18 protein-coding genes are annotated in these 15,182 nt (G+C 68.6%); 9 read left to right on the top strand and 9 right to left on the bottom strand.

Features of this window, described 5'->3' with window-relative positions:
• The first annotated feature begins 1 nt into the window (after position 1).
• A complete protein-coding gene (locus BLT27_RS07265; RefSeq protein ID WP_245707651.1) occupies positions 2–1,039 on the top strand; it encodes a lysylphosphatidylglycerol synthase transmembrane domain-containing protein in 1,038 nt (345 codons plus the stop codon).
• A 67-nt stretch (positions 1,040–1,106) separates the two neighbouring features.
• Here the strand turns inward: BLT27_RS07265 and BLT27_RS07260 are convergent, their stop codons facing one another.
• The 3 genes from BLT27_RS07260 to BLT27_RS07250 are packed head-to-tail and all read right to left on the bottom strand — an operon-like array spanning position 1,107 to position 2,836.
• Positions 1,107–1,535, bottom strand: coding sequence for a DUF7979 domain-containing protein (locus BLT27_RS07260; protein WP_089732380.1), 429 nt, complete (start codon positions 1,533–1,535; stop codon positions 1,107–1,109).
• A gap of 47 nt (positions 1,536–1,582) precedes the next feature.
• Positions 1,583–2,497 carry a ketopantoate reductase family protein gene (locus tag BLT27_RS07255; protein ID WP_089732379.1) on the bottom strand — a complete coding sequence of 305 codons (915 nt, stop codon included), beginning with the start codon at positions 2,495–2,497 and terminating at the stop codon, positions 1,583–1,585.
• A gap of 39 nt (positions 2,498–2,536) precedes the next feature.
• Positions 2,537–2,836, bottom strand: a complete 300-nt coding sequence (locus BLT27_RS07250) for a DUF7130 family rubredoxin-like protein (protein ID WP_089732378.1) — start codon at positions 2,834–2,836, stop codon at positions 2,537–2,539.
• Positions 2,837–2,966: 130 nt separating this feature from the next.
• Here BLT27_RS07250 and BLT27_RS07245 point away from each other — a divergent pair, with 130 nt between their 5' ends.
• Positions 2,967–3,983 (top strand): threonine aldolase family protein, encoded by a 1,017-nt coding sequence (locus tag BLT27_RS07245; protein WP_089732377.1) that lies wholly within the window; start codon positions 2,967–2,969, stop codon positions 3,981–3,983.
• Here BLT27_RS07245 and BLT27_RS19680 read toward each other — a convergent pair.
• Positions 3,980–4,144: a DUF7859 family protein gene (locus BLT27_RS19680; protein ID WP_175526411.1), complete on the bottom strand. Its 165-nt coding sequence runs from the start codon at positions 4,142–4,144 to the stop codon at positions 3,980–3,982. The two genes, BLT27_RS07245 and BLT27_RS19680, sit on opposite strands and share 4 nt — an antisense overlap.
• Positions 4,145–4,378: 234 nt before the next feature.
• Between BLT27_RS19680 and BLT27_RS07240 the strand changes: the two genes are divergently transcribed.
• Positions 4,379–5,068, top strand: a complete 690-nt coding sequence (locus tag BLT27_RS07240; protein WP_089732429.1) for an ArsR/SmtB family transcription factor — start codon at positions 4,379–4,381, stop codon at positions 5,066–5,068.
• A gap of 181 nt (positions 5,069–5,249) precedes the next feature.
• Here the strand turns inward: BLT27_RS07240 and BLT27_RS07235 are convergent, their stop codons facing one another.
• Positions 5,250–5,780: a metallophosphoesterase gene (locus BLT27_RS07235; RefSeq protein WP_089732376.1), complete on the bottom strand. Its 531-nt coding sequence runs from the start codon at positions 5,778–5,780 to the stop codon at positions 5,250–5,252.
• Between the two features lie 80 nt (positions 5,781–5,860).
• Between BLT27_RS07235 and BLT27_RS07230 the strand changes: the two genes are divergently transcribed.
• Both BLT27_RS07230 and BLT27_RS07225 read left to right on the top strand, forming a co-directional pair.
• Entirely contained in the window at positions 5,861–6,415 is a 555-nt protein-coding gene (locus tag BLT27_RS07230) for a hypothetical protein (RefSeq protein ID WP_089732375.1), read from the top strand.
• 77 nt (positions 6,416–6,492) lie between these two features.
• A complete protein-coding gene (locus tag BLT27_RS07225; protein WP_089732374.1) occupies positions 6,493–7,470 on the top strand; it encodes a cation diffusion facilitator family transporter in 978 nt (325 codons plus the stop codon).
• 1 nt (position 7,471) lies between these two features.
• Here BLT27_RS07225 and BLT27_RS07220 read toward each other — a convergent pair whose 3' ends face one another.
• Positions 7,472–7,654 (bottom strand): DUF8027 family protein, encoded by a 183-nt coding sequence (locus BLT27_RS07220; RefSeq protein WP_089732373.1) that lies wholly within the window; start codon positions 7,652–7,654, stop codon positions 7,472–7,474.
• A gap of 307 nt (positions 7,655–7,961) precedes the next feature.
• Here BLT27_RS07220 and BLT27_RS07215 point away from each other — a divergent pair, with 307 nt between their 5' ends.
• Positions 7,962–10,124, top strand: coding sequence for an ATP-dependent DNA helicase (locus BLT27_RS07215; RefSeq protein ID WP_089732427.1), 2,163 nt, complete (start codon positions 7,962–7,964; stop codon positions 10,122–10,124).
• 366 nt (positions 10,125–10,490) lie between these two features.
• A complete protein-coding gene (locus BLT27_RS07210; RefSeq protein WP_139172271.1) occupies positions 10,491–10,871 on the top strand; it encodes a hypothetical protein in 381 nt (126 codons plus the stop codon).
• A gap of 152 nt (positions 10,872–11,023) precedes the next feature.
• On the opposite strand, the gene BLT27_RS07205 is transcribed toward BLT27_RS07210, so the two are convergent.
• From BLT27_RS07205 to BLT27_RS07195, 3 genes are all read right to left on the bottom strand, one after another.
• Complete coding sequence (locus BLT27_RS07205) at positions 11,024–11,218, bottom strand: cold-shock protein (RefSeq protein WP_089732371.1); 195 nt, start codon at positions 11,216–11,218, stop codon at positions 11,024–11,026.
• Between the two features lie 92 nt (positions 11,219–11,310).
• A complete protein-coding gene (locus BLT27_RS07200) occupies positions 11,311–11,811 on the bottom strand; it encodes a 2'-5' RNA ligase family protein (protein WP_089732370.1) in 501 nt (166 codons plus the stop codon).
• A 37-nt stretch (positions 11,812–11,848) separates the two neighbouring features.
• On the bottom strand, positions 11,849–12,052 hold the full coding sequence (locus tag BLT27_RS07195; RefSeq protein ID WP_089732369.1) for a DUF7554 family protein: 204 nt from the start codon (positions 12,050–12,052) through the stop codon (positions 11,849–11,851).
• A 311-nt stretch (positions 12,053–12,363) separates the two neighbouring features.
• Here BLT27_RS07195 and BLT27_RS07190 point away from each other — a divergent pair, with 311 nt between their 5' ends.
• Entirely contained in the window at positions 12,364–13,632 is a 1,269-nt protein-coding gene (locus tag BLT27_RS07190) for an argininosuccinate synthase (RefSeq protein ID WP_089732368.1), read from the top strand.
• Positions 13,607–15,160 carry an argininosuccinate lyase gene (gene argH, locus BLT27_RS07185; protein WP_368086027.1) on the top strand — a complete coding sequence of 518 codons (1,554 nt, stop codon included), beginning with the start codon at positions 13,607–13,609 and terminating at the stop codon, positions 15,158–15,160. Before BLT27_RS07190 ends, argH begins: the two co-directional genes overlap by 26 nt.
• Positions 15,161–15,182: the final 22 nt, after the last annotated feature.

The raw sequence follows: 15,182 nt of genomic DNA, 5'->3' as shown, positions 1-15,182 counted from the left end.
TGTGAGCGGGACATCTGGTGGGGCGTTCGGGGACCTGTTCGGTCGCAGGACGCTCGCGAAGATGGGGCTCGGGTTCGGCATCTCGCTGCTGCTCGTCTACCTGCTCGGGACTGCAGTCGGTTGGGAGCGCACGCTCGACCAGCTCGGGAGGGCCGACCCCGTCTGGGTCGCCGCCGGCTGTCTCTCGACGTTCCTCTGTCTGGCATCGTGGGGCCGGGCGTGGCAGATCGTCCTCGCCGTCGGCGGCGTCGAGGTCCCGTATCGCAAGCTCGTCGTCACCTACTTCGCGGCGACCTTTGCGAACTACGTCACCCCGTTCGGGCAGGCCGGCGGCGAGCCGTTCATCGCGTACGTGCTCTCGCGGGACACCGAGGCGGACTACGAGCAGAGCCTCGCGAGCGTCGTCACCGCGGACCTCCTGAACCTGCTCCCGTTCTTCAACTTCGCCGCGGTCGGCACCGCGTACCTCGTCGTCCAGACCTCGCTCGGAGACACGGAGACGGTCGGGAACCTCGTGCTCGCGCTGGGGCTGCTCGCGGTGAGCATCCCGCTCGTGGTCTGGTTCGCTTGGCGGCACCGCGACGCGGTCGAGGAACTCGTGGTCTGGGTGGTCCGCCCCGTCGCCCGCGTGACCAGCCGGGTGAGCGTCGACGGGACGCGCGGCCGCATCGAGCGGTTCTACGGCTCCATCGAGGACATCGCCGGCGAGCCCCGGGAACTCGCCCGGGCGCTCGGCTACTCCTACGTCGGCTGGCTGTTCTTCACGCTTCCGATGGTCGCCGCGCTCCGGGCCGTCGACGCGTCGATGCGGCTCCTGCTCGTGTTCTTCATCGTCCCCGCGAGCACCATCGCCGGGCTGGTGCCGACGCCGGGCGGACTGGGTGCGGTGGAGGGCGCGCTGACGGGATTGCTCGTCGAGATCGGCCGATTGCCCGCGGATACGGCGTTCGCGGTGACGACGCTCTACCGCGTCGAGAGCTTCGTGTTCGCGCTGCTCGTAGGTGGCATCGCGGCGCTGTGGGTGACGGCACGGGTGTGACCGCCGTCGGTGCCGTCGAAGCCGGGCACCGTCGCCGACCACGGGGCGTCGAAGCCGGGCCGTGCGTTCAGTCCCCTCGTTTCCGTCGAATCGACTCCCCGATACAGGCGACCCCGGCCAACGCACTCGCTATCGCCCCGGCCCCGAACGCGGTCTTCGGCTCGAAGTACGTTCGTCGCTCGAACCCGTGCCACTCGTTCTGATACCTGATCGCGATGTCGCCTCGTCCGGGACCGGGCAGTGCCCCCTCGTCCTCGAAGACGAACCGTTCGCCCTCCATCGCTCGCTGCACGACCCGTTTGTCCTCGGCCGAGAGGTCCTCGTAGTCGAACCGCCAGCGCACCCCCTCGGCTTCGTCGACCGTCCCGGTGTAGCTGAACTCGTACCGTACCGCACCGATGCCGAGCGCGGTCGTGACGACCAGGAGTAGCACCACTCCCACGAAGAAGAGCACGAAGACGGGCGAGGGGGCCAGTCCGGAGTCGCGCAGCGCCATACCGCCGGATTGACAGCTTAGTTAGGTAAAACTTTCGACAACCCGGTTCACCGCAGTCCCCGCGCCGCCTCCCACGCCCTGAGCAACCGCGTCGCCGTCTCGCAGACGGGTACGTCGACGTCGGCGTCCCGAACCTCCCCGGCACGGTCGACCACGTAGCCGGTGATGGCGTCGACCTCGGTGCGCCGGCCCGACTGGATGTCCTGCAGCATCGAGGAGGTGTTCGCGGCGGTCGCCTCGGCCACGTCCTCGACGCTCTCGACGGCCTCGCGGTTCGACAGGGACACGTCGTGGCCGCGGGCGACACGGGCGGTCTCGCGGGCGGCGTCACGGGCGAGCCCGTTGGCGACCCCGTCCAGCAGCGCGCCGTTCTCGCTGCGGGTGAGCGCGGTGACGGTGTTGATGCCGGCGTTGACCGCGAGCTTCTCCCAGAGGCGGCGGGGCATGTCGTCGACGACCGCGGCGACGAGGCCGCCGTCGACGAGGGCGCGTTCGAGCAGGTAGTCCGCGGGGCCGGTCCCGCCGTCGTGGACGCCGACCACGACCTCGCCGACGCCCGTGCACTCGACCCGGCCGGGCTCGTGGAGGATGGCCCCGTAGGTGACGGTGCCGGCGTAGACGGGGTAGTCGACGCGTGCGGCCAGGGTCGCCTCGTTGCCCATCCCGTTCTGGAGCGAGCAGACCGCGTCGAAGCTACCGGTGGCGAGGTCGCGTGCGGCGGTCTCGGTGTCGAACGCCTTCACCGTCACGAGCGCGAGGTCGGCGTCGAGGTCGGCTCCGTCGGTCGTCGCGTCGGGGTGGACGGTCTCCACGCCGCCGGGCGTCTCGACCCGGAGCCCTTCGGACCGGACGGTGGCGACGTGCGGGTCACGGCCGACGAGGGTGACATCGTGCCCGCCGCGCTGGAGGAGGCCGCCGAGCAGGCTGCCGAGGCTGCCCGCGCCGTAGACGACGATTCGCATGGCTCGACGTGGGTGGCCGACGGAGAAAAAGTGTGCCGGTCAGTCCTCGGTCCAGTAGTAGATGTCCTCCTTCTCGGTGCCGCAGTTCGGGCACTCGTCGGGGAGGTCGCTGTCGAGCTTGCCCATCTCGCCGCACTCCCAGCAGCGCCACATTAGCTCGCCCTCGCCGAACTCGTGGCCTGCACGATGGTGACCGATGCTCATGCCCTCGATGCCGTCCTCGGCTGTCACGTAGAAGCCGTGCTCGTCGAAGCCGCGGACGTGGCCGATCTTCGTGCCGTCCTCGGTGTAGATACCCGTGCCGAAGCTGATGCGTGGCTCCTCGTCCTGGTGGGACATGGTCGGAGAGACGGGAGCCAGAATCTTAAGTTATATGTCAACACATCTCATGGTCGGCTGCGCGGACACGGACAGTTCACACGGTCGGACCGCGAGCTATTTCCACCCGGTCCCCACACACTCACACACGATGATCGACCTACGCAGCGATACGGTCACGAAGCCGGACGAGGCGATGCGCGAAGCGGCCGCGTCAGCACCGGTCGGCGACGACGTGTACGAGGAGGACCCGACGGTGAACGAGCTCGAAACGGAGGCGGCGGAGCTCGTGGGCATGGAGGATGCGCTGTTCGTCCCGACGGGGACGATGGGCAACCAGGTGGCGGTGCGCACCCACACCGACCGCGGCCAGGAGGTGCTCTCGGGGCGGGAGAGCCACGTCGTGAAGTGGGAGCTCGGCGGGATGGCCCAGCTCTCGTCGCTGCAGGTGCGGACGTTCGACGGGGGCGAACGCGGGGCCCCGACGCCCGCGCAGGTTCGCGAGGGCTACGTCGCGGAGGACCTGCACCGGCCCGGCACGGGCCTGCTGACGCTTGAGAACACGCACAACTCGAAGGGTGGGGTGGCCATCACGCCCGACGAGATCGCGGCCGCGGCCGAGGCGGCACACGAGCTCGACGTGCCGGTGCACCTCGACGGCGCGCGCCTGTTCAACGCCGCGGTGTCGCTGGGCGTGCCGGCGAGCGACATCACCGAGCACGTCGACTCCGTGATGTTCTGTCTCTCGAAGGGGCTGGGAGCGCCGGTCGGCTCCATCCTCGCTGGCCCGGCCGAGTTCATCGACCGCGCACGGCGGAACCGGAAGCTGTTCGGCGGCGGGATGCGGCAGGCGGGCGTCATCGCCGGGCCCGGGCTGCAGGCGCTCGGGAACGTCGAGCGGCTGGCCGAGGACCACGAGAACGCGCGGACGCTGGCGGCCGGGCTGGACGAGCTTCCGGGCCTCTCGGCGACCGAGCCGGACACGAACATCGTGCTCGTGGACACGTCGGAGAGCGGGCTGACCGCGGAGACGTTCCTCGACCGATGTGCGGACGAGGACGTGCTGGGTTCGGCCTTCGGCGAGCACGTCGTCCGGTTCTGCACGCACTGGGGCGTGGACGAGGCGGCGGTCGCGGCGACGGTGGAGCGGGTCGAGTCGGCGCTCTAGTTCTTCCCCGAGCCTTCCTCCATGCCTTCCTTGAAGCCGAGCATGGTGCGCCGGAACAGCAGGTAGAAGAAGAAGATGAGCGCGAGCAGCACGACGACGACGAACAGCGTGAACGGGTCCTCGAAGAAGCCGTCGGCCTGTGCGGGGACGGGTGTCTGCATGGGTCTTCGTTTCGTGGCTCGAGACAAATGCGTTTCGACGTTTCCGGTGGGAACTGATGGGGCCGAGCCGTCGGTCGGTGGGTCTAGTGTCCCGTTATCTTTTCCCGTGGAAATCACTGCTGGCGGTGGTGTGTTACCGGCTATCAATCGCGGTGCTGTCTTGCGATTCTGGAAACACAAAGAGTTATCGAAGATATACAAACGTTCATGTTCGACGATGCCCATCCCTACGATATGGCGGACCTGTTGCCCTCCTCTCCGGACACGTCGGCTGCCGACGACGCGGAGCCTCGCGTCATCGGCCTCGACAGCGACGACGCCGACGACCTCATCGGGGCACTCTCCTCGTCGACGGCGCGTGAGGTGCTCACCGCGCTCCACGACGAACCCGCGACACCCTCCCAGCTCGCCGACGTGGTCGACACCTCCCTCCAGAACACGCAGTACCACCTGGAGAAACTGGAGGACGCCGACATCATCGAGGTGGTGGATACGGCGTACTCGGCGAAGGGAAGGGAGATGAAGGTGTACGCGCCGGCCGACCAGCCGCTCGTGGTCTTCGCCGGCGGTTCGGAGCAGTCGACGGGACTGAAGGCGGCTATCTCCCGACTGCTCGGTGCCTTCGGGCTGCTCGCGGTGGGGTCGTTGCTCGTCCAGCAGACGTTCGGTGGCGGACTCGGCTCGTTCTTCGACTTCGGCGGTGGGGGCCCCCCGAGCGGGGAGCCGCTCCCCCCACCGTCGACCGAGACGGTCGCGAACAACCCCAACGAGACGGCGACCACGGCGGTCGAGACGACGACGGCAGCGACACGTGTCGCGGCCGACACGGCCGGTTCGTCGGTCTCCCCGGGACTGGCGTTCCTGCTCGGCGGGGCGCTCATCCTCGCCGCTGGCTTCGCCTACTGGTACACCGCGAACCAGTAGGTGAAACGCGGCTTTGTGCTATCAGTATCTCTTTTGATACGTGTGTCGTTGGTCGACGTGGACCCCGGGGCTTCGGCCCTCCACCTGTCATGACACACGACCCCGGGGCACGTCGGCCGACGACCGACGCTACGGCACCCCTCTCCCCACATCCCCGTGTCTGACACCCGCTGCTCGGCGCTCACTCCCGTGTGTCGCGATCCCGCGCCCTCACCGAGAACTCCTCGACGAGCGTCCCGTCGGGCTGGACGATGCGCCCCGAGAGCCCGTCGTCGGTCGGTTCGAGCTCGGCGTGGCCGGGTCGGTTCCCCCGCGGCTGGGCGTGACTGCCGGGGTTCAGCAGGGTCACGTCGCCGGTGTCGACGACCGTCGGCCGGTGCGTGTGCCCGGAGACGACGAGGTCTGCCCCCTTCTCGCGGCCGAACATCGCCAGGCCGGTCGCGCCGCCGCTGCGGCGGTGTGTCACGGCGATGCGGACGCCTTCGTGCTCGACGACGCGTGCGGTCGGGAGGCGCTCGGTGACTGCCGGGCCGTCCGCGTTGCCGTGGACGGCGCGGAGTTCGGACGCCACCTCGTAGAAGGCATCGAGCGCGTCCGGCGAGACGAAATCGCCGGCGTGGACGACGAGTTCGGCGGCCCCGACCGCTTCGCTGGTCCGGCCGGTCAGTGCGTGGACGGTGTGTGAGTGCGTGTCTGAGCAGACGACGAGCATGCTCGGTCGTAGGTCCCCGGGGATGAGGTACGTTTCGTTCGACAGAAACCACTTTGGTGCCGCCGCCGCAACGTTGGGGCATGGCACAGGAGCGCGAGCGTCCCGAGGCGGAAGACGCACCACCCCGCGCAGTCGTCCTCGCGACGTTCGACTCGCTCGGCCCGCGGACGGCGGAGGGGGTCGCCGAGGAGCTCGACGTGGGCCGTGACCACGTCGCCGCGACGCTGTCGGCGCTCGTCGAAGCGGGCGAGCTCGAAGCGGCCGAGCTGGTGGACGGCGACGACGCGCTCACGGCGTACTACCTCTCCCCGGACGTCCATCCGGGCGGCAGCATCGACCCCGAGACGGCCCGTCGTGCGGCCGTCCAGCGCACCATCGCCGAGCTCGACGTGCCGGGCGTGAGCGAGATGATGCAGGACTGGCGGCGCGACGCGCTCGAACGCGCCTGGGAGTACCTCGCGGAGGAGGGTCGGGCCAGCGACCGGGCGTTCAAGCGCGAGGTGTACCCGGGCCACAAGGCGGGCTACGACACGCCCGACGCGTGGTGGGCGTTCCTCCGCCCGCGGCTCACCCGGCTCCCCGGCGTCGACGGGCCCTCCGACGACGGCTCCACCTGGACGTACGCCGGCCCCTGAAACGCGCCGTCGCCGCCCGAGAGGCTACCGAAGCCGCTCCGGAACGGTTTTTTGCCTGCATGTCAGTCGGGTAGACAATGGCCTCGAGCAAGTCAGTCGTCATCGCCGCACTCATCGCCAACGGCGCGATCGCGATCCTGAAGTTCGTCGGGTATCTCCTGACGATGAGCCCGGCGATGCTCTCCGAGACGTACCACTCCATCTCCGACACGGGTAACCAGGTGTTCCTGCTGGTCGGTATCCGCTACTCCGACAAGGACGCGAGCCGCAGCCACCCGTTCGGCTACGGGAAGGCACAGTTCTTCTACTCCTTCCTCGTCAGCGTGCTGCTGTTCGGTATCGCTGGCTGGGAGTCCGCGAAGCACGGCTACAACGCCATCATGCACCCCCACCTGCCCGAGATGCAGGACCCGACCCTGCTGGGCTTCACGTTCCCGGGGGTCTGGGTCAACTACGCCGTCCTCACCGGGGCCATCGTCTTCGAGGCCTGGGCCCTCTGGAAGGCGAACAAGGCGCTGAAGCTGCAGATGGAGAAACACGGCTGGTCGAGCTACCGCGAGGCGTTCCGCAAGACCAGCGACGTGACCACCCTCACCGCGTTCACCGAGGACACCATCGCGATGGGTGGTGCCGGCATCGCACTGTTCGGCGTCTACCTCACGCGGGCCACGAGGAACCCCATCTACGACGCCGTCTCGGCGCTGCTCATCGGGCTGTTGCTCATGTTCTTCGCCGTCGCGCTGGCGTGGGAGAACAAGCGCCTCCTGCTCGGCGAGTCCATGCCCGCGGACGAGGAGTCCGAGCTCCGTGACGCCATCGCGGCCGGCGACGGCGTCGTCTCCGTCAACGACTTCCGGACGGTGTACTTCGGTCCCGGCCGCCTCGTCGTCACCGCCGACGTCTCGTTCGAGGCCGGCCTCGACACCGCCGAGATCGACGACGCCATCGGCGCCATCGAGGCCGAGCTGAAGGGACGCGACAGCGCGGTGAAGACGGTGTATATCGAGCCGGAGACGAGGCTCGACGGCGGTTCGGGCACCGACGCGGCGGCGTAGCTCAGCTCGCCTCGGTCTCGAGCAGTCGACTGATCTCCTCCGGTTCGAGCACGTCGGTCAGGCCCTCACCGGCCTCCAGCCGAGCCAGTTCGTCGTCGTCGAGCATGTCCTGTAGGGCCCGCTGTGCGAGGCGTTCCCGGAGTGATTCGTCCAGATCGTCGAGGTCGTAGCCGGGCACTGGCATGTGGTACCATATGTCTCGATAGCTCTTAGCTCTGTGGGACTGGCGCACCACGTGTCGGACTGCTGGTCGTGACTGCGACTCGTTCGAACTGCTCGGTCGGGACGGAGCCGGCGGGCACCGCGGCCGGCTCGAAGACGGCGACGGTTCTGAACCCTCGCCTGGAGTCCGCGGACCACTCCTCGGTTCCTTGGTTTACAGTATATGTAAACTCACGTGCGGGGCGGGCGGTACCGTCCCACGACCGACGGGCACGAACCATTTTATCCGAAGCCGGCCAAAGGCGGATGTGGCCGACACCGACGCGTACATGCGGTTCTTCCCGTACGACACGCCCTACGCCAACCAGGACAGCGCGATGACGCGCATCCATACGTCCCTGGAGCGCGGCCAGGACGTGCTGTTCGAGGGTGCCTGTGGGACGGGGAAGACCCTCTCGGCGCTTGCCCCGGCACTGGAGTACGCACGCGACGCCGACAAGACGGTCGTCATCACGACCGACGTCCACCAGCAGATGCGCCAGTTCGTCGCGGAAGCCCGGGCCATCACCAGACAGGAGCCGATCCGCGCGGTCGTCTTCCGTGGGAAGGCCTCGATGTGTCACATCGACGTGGGCTACGAGGAGTGCCAGGTGCTCCGCGACAACACCCGCGAACTGGTCGACACGCGGCGCGAGGCCGCGGAGCTCCGCGAGCGCGAGCGCGAGCTGCTGGCACAGGCCCAGACGGGCGAGACCGACGCCGCGGAGGCCCGGCAGGCGGTCGTGGACGAGCTCGAGAGCGTCGAGGAGCGCGCCACCGCCATCTCGGAGGAGAAGAACGTCTGCGACCACTACCGGAACAACCTCACCGGCGACGTCGAGGGGTTCCGGTCGTGGCTGTTCGACGACGTGCGCACGCCGGACGACGTGTACGACTACGCGGGTGAGCGGACGATGTGCGGCTACGAGCTGCTGAAGGAGTCGATGGAGGGCGTCGACCTCGTCGTCTGCAACTACCACCACCTGCTCGACCCGAACATCCGCGAGCAGTTCTTCCGCTGGCTGGGGCGCGAGCCGGAGGACGTCATCACGGTGTTCGACGAGGCGCACAACGTCGAGGGTGCCGCCCGGGACCACGCGACCCGCACGCTGACCGAGCAGACGCTCGACGCGGCGCTCGAGGAGCTGGATGAGAGCGACGACAGCCGCGCCGAGCGCGCGGAGAACGTCCTCCGGCCGTTCCGGAACGCGCTCGTGGAGACGTACGAGGAGTCGTTCGGCTTCGGCGAACGCGAGCGCGTCGGCGACGACTGGGTCGACGTGACCGTCGCCAACGAGGACAAACGGGACGACCTCACGCTCGCGTTCCTCCGGCTGTACAGCGGCCCGGGCTACAAGACCGACCTCGAGGCGGCGGTGACGCTCGGCTCGGACCTCGACGACGCCTACGAGGAGGCGTACAAGAACGGCGAGGCGACGACCAGACAGGAGTCACAGACCCTGCAGGCGGCGGGCTTCGTCGGGGCGTGGATGCGCGAGGGCACCGACGAGGGGCTCTACCCGGTCGCCTCGGTCCGTCGCGACCAGGGCACCGACGAGGTGTACGGGCGAGCGGAGCTGTACACCTGCATCCCGCAGGACGTGACGCGGGACCTGTTCGAGGAGGTCCACGCGACGGTGCTGATGAGCGCGACCCTGCGCCCGTTCAACGTCACCAACGACGTGCTCGGGCTGACCGAGCCGGTGACGATGGCGTTCGGGCTGCAGTTCCCGCCCGAACGGCGGCGCACCTACGCCGTCTCGACCCCGGCGCTGTTCGCCAGCGCCCGCAACGACGCCGACGTACAGGAGACCGTCGGCTCGACGCTCGCCGACGCGGTGCGGTTCACCCCGGGCAACACGCTCGTGTTCACGCCGAACTACGCCGAGGCCGAGCGCTACGCCACCCGCCTGCGCGGCGAGACCGACGCGACGGTGTACCTCGACGAGCCGGGGGTCCGCGCGGAGGACCTGCGCCAGCGGTTCACCGACGACGAGAACGGCGTGCTGTTCACGTCGCTGTGGGGCACCCTCTCCGAGGGGGTGAGCTTCGACGGCGACGACGCCCGCTCCGTCGTGGTCCTCGGCGTACCGTACCCACACCTCGACGACCGCGCCGAGGCCGTCCAGGAGGCCTACGGCGAGGCGTTCGGCCGCAAGGGCGAGCGCGAGGCCGGCTGGCGCTACGCCGTCGAGATCCCCACCATCAGGAAGACCAGACAGGCCATCGGCCGGGTCATCCGCTCGCCCGAGGACTTCGGTGTCCGCATCCTGCTCGACGAGCGCTACACCGCAAAGAGCAAGGGTGAGATGGGAAAGTACAGCGTCCGGGACACGTTCCCGGTGGAGGAGCGCGACGAGATGCTGGACCTCCAGCCGGAGAAGCTGAAGTTCGCGATGCTGAACTTCTACCAGGATATGGACGGCTACGACGGCGAGCCGCCGCAGCCGTGACGGGTTTGTAGGTCGACGAAGGTTACTTGCAACCGGGGATACCATCACTGTGATATGTGCCGTCCGACCCGCCGGAAGCTCCTGACCGTTACCGCCACTCTATCCTGCGCGGCCGCAGGCTGTCTCTCCACCACCGGCACCCGAAACGGTCCGGAGCCTACGACGGGCCAGCAGACAACTAGCCATACCGAGACCGTCTCCGGGACGCCAGCCCCGACAGAGCCTGGGACGACCGCTCCGGTAACCGACGGGAGTGCTGGCACGGCGGAGTCCTGCCGTGATGGGTACCAGTCAATCGAACCGTACTGGGTCGTGGAGAGCTACGGCCGACTCGCCGGGTATCGACTCGCAATCGAGGACCGGTCTATGTCGGTGGGCGAGACGCTCGTCGCGACGCTTGAGAACGTTTCGGGCGAGACCAACAGCACCGGGAACAAGGGCAAGTTCGACATCCAGTACCGCGACACGGACCGATGGCGCACCGTCTTCGGCCGCGAGGAGGTGTTCGCAGGCTGGTCGGACGAAGGCGTGACGCACAGCCCCGGGGACGGGTTCCGGTGGGAACTCACGTTCACACAGGACGGTGCGTCGGACGCAGTTCGCCACTCACCGACGTACCAGGTCTGTGCGCCGCTCAGGAGCGGGGAGTACCGGTTCGTGTACTGGGGCGTCACGTCCGAGAAGGAGGCCGAGACCGACTACGAGACGGACTACGGCGTCGCAGCCAGGTTCTCCGTCCGCTCGTGAGCCTGTTCGGGATACGCCGAATACAGCCGCTCGTCGGCCGTCCGAGGCACCGAAACCGACTCTGGTGACGTGTGGAGCAGCCGCTCGGGAGTGTGAGGGTTGTAGAACGAAATTATCGGCCGGTCGCGGGATGCGACGGACGAAACTCGTAGTTAGTTACGGACGACGTTCGTCGCGCGGGGGCCCTTCGGGGCGTCCTCGATGTCGAATTCGATCTCCTGTCCCTCTTCGAGGTCCGGTCCGCCAACGTCCTCCATGTGGAAGAAAACGTCCTCGTCCGCATCCTCAGTCTCGATGAAACCGTAGCCGCCTGTGTCGTTGAAGAAGTCAACCTTACCGTTTGCCATTACGATAATATATTCAGGCGGCTGAGGGATAAGGGTTCCGAGGGTCGCGGTACCACGATGGGGGATGCAGGTTCACACGGGCCAGGAAGCTCTCAGGCTGGCAACGAGATGCGCCCGGCGACCTCCCGGTACTGAGCGTCGAAGAACTCCAGCTCGGTCACGGTCCACGTCACCGGCTCCACGTCGTACTCTGCAGCACGCTCCGCACTCGCCATGTCGCCGTCGCGGGCGAGTGTCACGTGTGGCGTGTAGTCTTCGCCCTCCAGCCCGTCGATTGCGCCGAACTCGTCGACCAGCGAGTCGTGCAGTTCGCGCAGGCCGGGGCTCTCGACGGCGAGGTAGACGACCGGCGCGGTGCCGACGGTGGGCTGTGCGAAGTAGTCGACGCCCGTGACCTGCACCTCGAAGGCGGGCTGGCCGCGGAGGGCGCGGCGGACCTCGTGGGTGCGGGCGTCGAAGTGGTCCGGGTCGCCGATGCGCTTTGCCAGCAGGGTGTGTTCGTCGCGGACGCGCTCGAAGCCAAAGAGCGCCGGCTGGAGCTCGTGGGCGAGCCGCGAGACCGAGCCGGGGACCGGGACGTTCAGGCTGAACACGGTCGTACTCGGCAGTCGCGGGAGAAGAGGCTGGCGGTCAGAGGCGGTCGGTCAGCCACAGGACGATGATGACGACGATGGCCAGCCCGAGCACCGGCTTGAACGGCCCGAGGAGCCAGCCAAGCAGGCCGAGCAGCTCGCTGATGACCTCCAGTGCGATCCAGACGACGACGAGGCCGAGGATGACCAGCAGGAGCGACTCGGCCTCGATGTCGCCTCTGTCGTCGATTCCATCGAACATGGGCGCCAGTTATCCGGGGTGGTGTAAAAAACCACGGCCAATTCGTGCGGGGTGTTCGCACGAACCGCGAAATCGCCTGACGTGCAAGCGTTGCCTGCCCGCAAGGCTTTAATAGCGGCCTCGTTGTATGAGTGAGTACGATGAGGCAACACCGCGACTTCCGCGCTCGCACTTCTTCGGCGAGCGGTGTTGCCGTCCGACGACCGCGACCACGACCGGCCCGTTAGGGCCACACTCATTCATCCCCAGCGCTGGGCACAGTTTGCAACTAACTCCGGCGGACGTCAGTCCGCCAGTTTCCACGACATTCAATGACACACACGACATCGGACGGCAGCACACAGGAATCGGGCGGGAAGGTAGCACTCGCGTTCTCGGGCGGGCTGGACACGACGGTCTGTGTCCCGCTGCTCGAGGAGGAGTACGGCTACGACGAGGTCATCGGCGTCACCGTCGACGTCGGCCAGCCGGCGGCCGAGTTCGACGAGGCCGAGGAGACGGCCGAGGCGCTCGGGCTGGAGCACTACGTCGTCGACGCGAAACAGGCGTTCGCCGAGCTCTGCCTCGACTCCGTGACCGCGAACGCGACGTACCAGGGCTACCCGCTCGGCACGGCGATGGCCCGCCCGGTCATCGCGGAGGCCATCCTCGAGGTCGCCATCGAGCAGGGCTGTACCGGCATCGCTCACGGCTGTACGGGCAAGGGCAACGACCAGCTCCGCTTCGAGGCAGTCTGGCGCGACTCCGACCTCGAGGTCATCGCGCCGGTGCGCGAACTCGGGCTCACTCGCGAGTGGGAGCAGGAGTACGCCGCCGAGAAGGAGCTGCCCGTCGAGGGCGGCAACGAGGGCGACTGGTCGGTCGACACGAACCTCTGGAGCCGCTCGGTCGAGGGGAAGAACCTCGAGGACCCGAGCTACCAGCCGCCGGAGGACATCTACGAGTGGACCGACGCGCCCACGGGCGAGACGACGACCATCACCGTCGAGTTCGAGCAGGGCTACCCCGTCTCGGCGACCACGGCCGACGGCGAAGGCGGCGAGCTCGATGCGGTCGAGCTCATCGAGTTCCTCAACGAGTACGCCGGCGCGTACGGCGTCGGCCGCACGGACATGATGGAGGACCGCATGCTCGGCCTGAAGGTGCGTGAGAACTACGAGCACCCGGCCGCGACGGTGCTGCTCACCGCACACGAGGCGCTCGAACAGCTCGTGTTCACCGCCGACGAGCGCGAGTTCAAGCCCCAGGTCGAGCACCAGTGGGCGAAGAAGGCCTACGAGGGGCTCATCGACGCGCCCATCATGAAGTCGCTGAACGCCTACGTCGCGGCGAGCCAGGAGAACGTGACCGGCACGGTGACGGTGAAGCTCCAGGGCGGGACGGTCCGCCCGGTCGGTCGCGAGAGCGAGCACGCCGTCTACTCCGAGTCGGCGGCGTCGTTCGACACGGAGACCGTCGACGGCATCGCACAGGCGGATGCGACGGGCGTCGCCAAGTACCACGGCTTCCAGGCCCGCCTCGCCAACGCGGGCGGCACGGACGAGGACGAGACAGATGTCGAACTCACCGCGGACGACTGAGATGGCCGGCTTCGGCGGCGACGACGGCGAGTTCACCCTCGACGGCGACGACGGCGACAGCCTCGGCGGGAGCGACGGGACCGCGGTCCGCGGCGACCGCTTCAGCGGCGGCCCGGCCCGTGGCTTCCTCTCGTCGCTCGCCGCCGACGAGCGCATCTTCGCGGCCGACGTGGCCGTCGACCGCGCGCACGTCGTCATGCTCGCCGAACAGGACGTCATCGAGGACGACATCGCCGCCGAGATACTCACCGCGCTGAACGTCGTCGAGGTCGAGGGCCACGCGGCCCTGCCCGCGGGCGAGGACGTCCACGAGGCCATCGAGACGGCCGTCGTCGAGCAGGTCGGCCCCGACGGCGGGAAGATGCACACCGCCCGCTCGCGCAACGACGAGGTGGCGACCTGCATCCGGTACCGCCTGCGCGAGGACCTCCTCGACGCGGCGACGGCGGTCTGTGACCTGCGTGCCGTGCTGTTCGAGGCCGCCGAGGCGCACGCCGAGACGACGATGCCCGGCTTCACGCACCTGCAGCACGCCCAGCCGACGACGGTGGGGCACTACCTGCTGTCGTACGAGTCGGCGCTGGCGCGCGACACCGAGCGCCTCCTCGACGCCTTCGAGCGCGTGAACCGGTCGCCGCTCGGCGCGGCCGCGTTCGCCGGCACGCCCTTCGACGTGGACCGCGAGCGCACGGCCGAGCTGCTCGGCTTCGACGAGGTCATCACGAACGCGACCGACGCCGTCGCCGCCCGTGACTTCCTCGTGGAGTCGGCGGCCGCGCTGGCCGCGCTCGCGACCACGCTGTCGGGGCTCGCGGAGGACGTCGTCCTCTTCGCGAACCAGGGCTACCTCGAACTCTCGGACGACTACTCGTCGACCTCCTCCATCATGCCCCAGAAGAAGAACCCGGACACGTTCGAGCTCGTCCGCTCGGTCGCGGGCGACGCCTCGGGCAGTCTGACGGGGCTGCTGACGACGCTGAAGGGGCTGCCCCGCGCGTACAACCGCGACCTGCAGAACGCGACGCCGCACGTCTGGGCGACGGTCGACGCCGTCACCGAGGCGACCGAGGTCGCGGCGGGCGGGGTCGCCACGGCGACGTGGAACGAGGAGACGCTGGCCGCGGAGGCCGGCTCGAACTTCTCGACCGCGACGGGCGTCGCCGACCTGCTCGCGATGGCCGGCCTGCCGTTCCGCACGGCCCACGAGGTCGTCGCGACGGCCGGCGAGCTCGCGAGCGCGGCCGGCACCGAGCCCGACTACGCCATCATCGACGAGGCGACCGAGCAGACCCTCGGCGAGTCCATCGCGGCGTACGTCGAGCGCGAGGCGGTCGAGACGGCGCTGGACCCGGCCGCCAGCGTGACGATGCGCGACTCGGCCGGCGGCCCCGCACCCGACGCCGTCGCCGACGCGCTGAACGAGGCCGAGCGCTCCCTCACCAGCGACCGGGCGGTCGTCGAGGGCATCGCCGAGGGTATCGCCGCCGCCCACGACGAACTCACCGCAGAGGTGACCGACCATGTCTGAGCACGACGCCGCGGTGGCCCCA

The sequence above is a fragment of the Haloarchaeobius iranensis genome, from assembly GCF_900103505.1.
GTDB classification, from domain to species: domain Archaea; phylum Halobacteriota; class Halobacteria; order Halobacteriales; family Natrialbaceae; genus Haloarchaeobius; species Haloarchaeobius iranensis.
This window is presented reverse-complemented; position numbering and strand designations above follow the sequence as displayed.

Coding starts and splice junctions, on each gene's coding strand:
- BLT27_RS07210 (WP_139172271.1), top strand. CDS start 10,491: ATGTCGGTGGGCGAGACGCTCGTCGCGACGCTTGAGAACGTTTCGGGC.
- BLT27_RS07245 (WP_089732377.1), top strand. CDS start 2,967: ATGATCGACCTACGCAGCGATACGGTCACGAAGCCGGACGAGGCGATG.
- BLT27_RS07190 (WP_089732368.1), top strand. CDS start 12,364: ATGACACACACGACATCGGACGGCAGCACACAGGAATCGGGCGGGAAG.
- BLT27_RS07195 (WP_089732369.1), bottom strand. CDS start 12,052: ATGTTCGATGGAATCGACGACAGAGGCGACATCGAGGCCGAGTCGCTC.
- BLT27_RS07220 (WP_089732373.1), bottom strand. CDS start 7,654: ATGCCAGTGCCCGGCTACGACCTCGACGATCTGGACGAATCACTCCGG.
- BLT27_RS07260 (WP_089732380.1), bottom strand. CDS start 1,535: ATGGCGCTGCGCGACTCCGGACTGGCCCCCTCGCCCGTCTTCGTGCTC.
- BLT27_RS07240 (WP_089732429.1), top strand. CDS start 4,379: ATGGCGGACCTGTTGCCCTCCTCTCCGGACACGTCGGCTGCCGACGAC.
- BLT27_RS07225 (WP_089732374.1), top strand. CDS start 6,493: ATGGCCTCGAGCAAGTCAGTCGTCATCGCCGCACTCATCGCCAACGGC.
- BLT27_RS07215 (WP_089732427.1), top strand. CDS start 7,962: ATGCGGTTCTTCCCGTACGACACGCCCTACGCCAACCAGGACAGCGCG.
- BLT27_RS07230 (WP_089732375.1), top strand. CDS start 5,861: ATGGCACAGGAGCGCGAGCGTCCCGAGGCGGAAGACGCACCACCCCGC.
- argH (WP_368086027.1), top strand. CDS start 13,607: ATGTCGAACTCACCGCGGACGACTGAGATGGCCGGCTTCGGCGGCGAC.
- BLT27_RS07255 (WP_089732379.1), bottom strand. CDS start 2,497: ATGCGAATCGTCGTCTACGGCGCGGGCAGCCTCGGCAGCCTGCTCGGC.
- BLT27_RS07205 (WP_089732371.1), bottom strand. CDS start 11,218: ATGGCAAACGGTAAGGTTGACTTCTTCAACGACACAGGCGGCTACGGT.
- BLT27_RS19680 (WP_175526411.1), bottom strand. CDS start 4,144: ATGCAGACACCCGTCCCCGCACAGGCCGACGGCTTCTTCGAGGACCCG.
- BLT27_RS07250 (WP_089732378.1), bottom strand. CDS start 2,836: ATGTCCCACCAGGACGAGGAGCCACGCATCAGCTTCGGCACGGGTATC.
- BLT27_RS07235 (WP_089732376.1), bottom strand. CDS start 5,780: ATGCTCGTCGTCTGCTCAGACACGCACTCACACACCGTCCACGCACTG.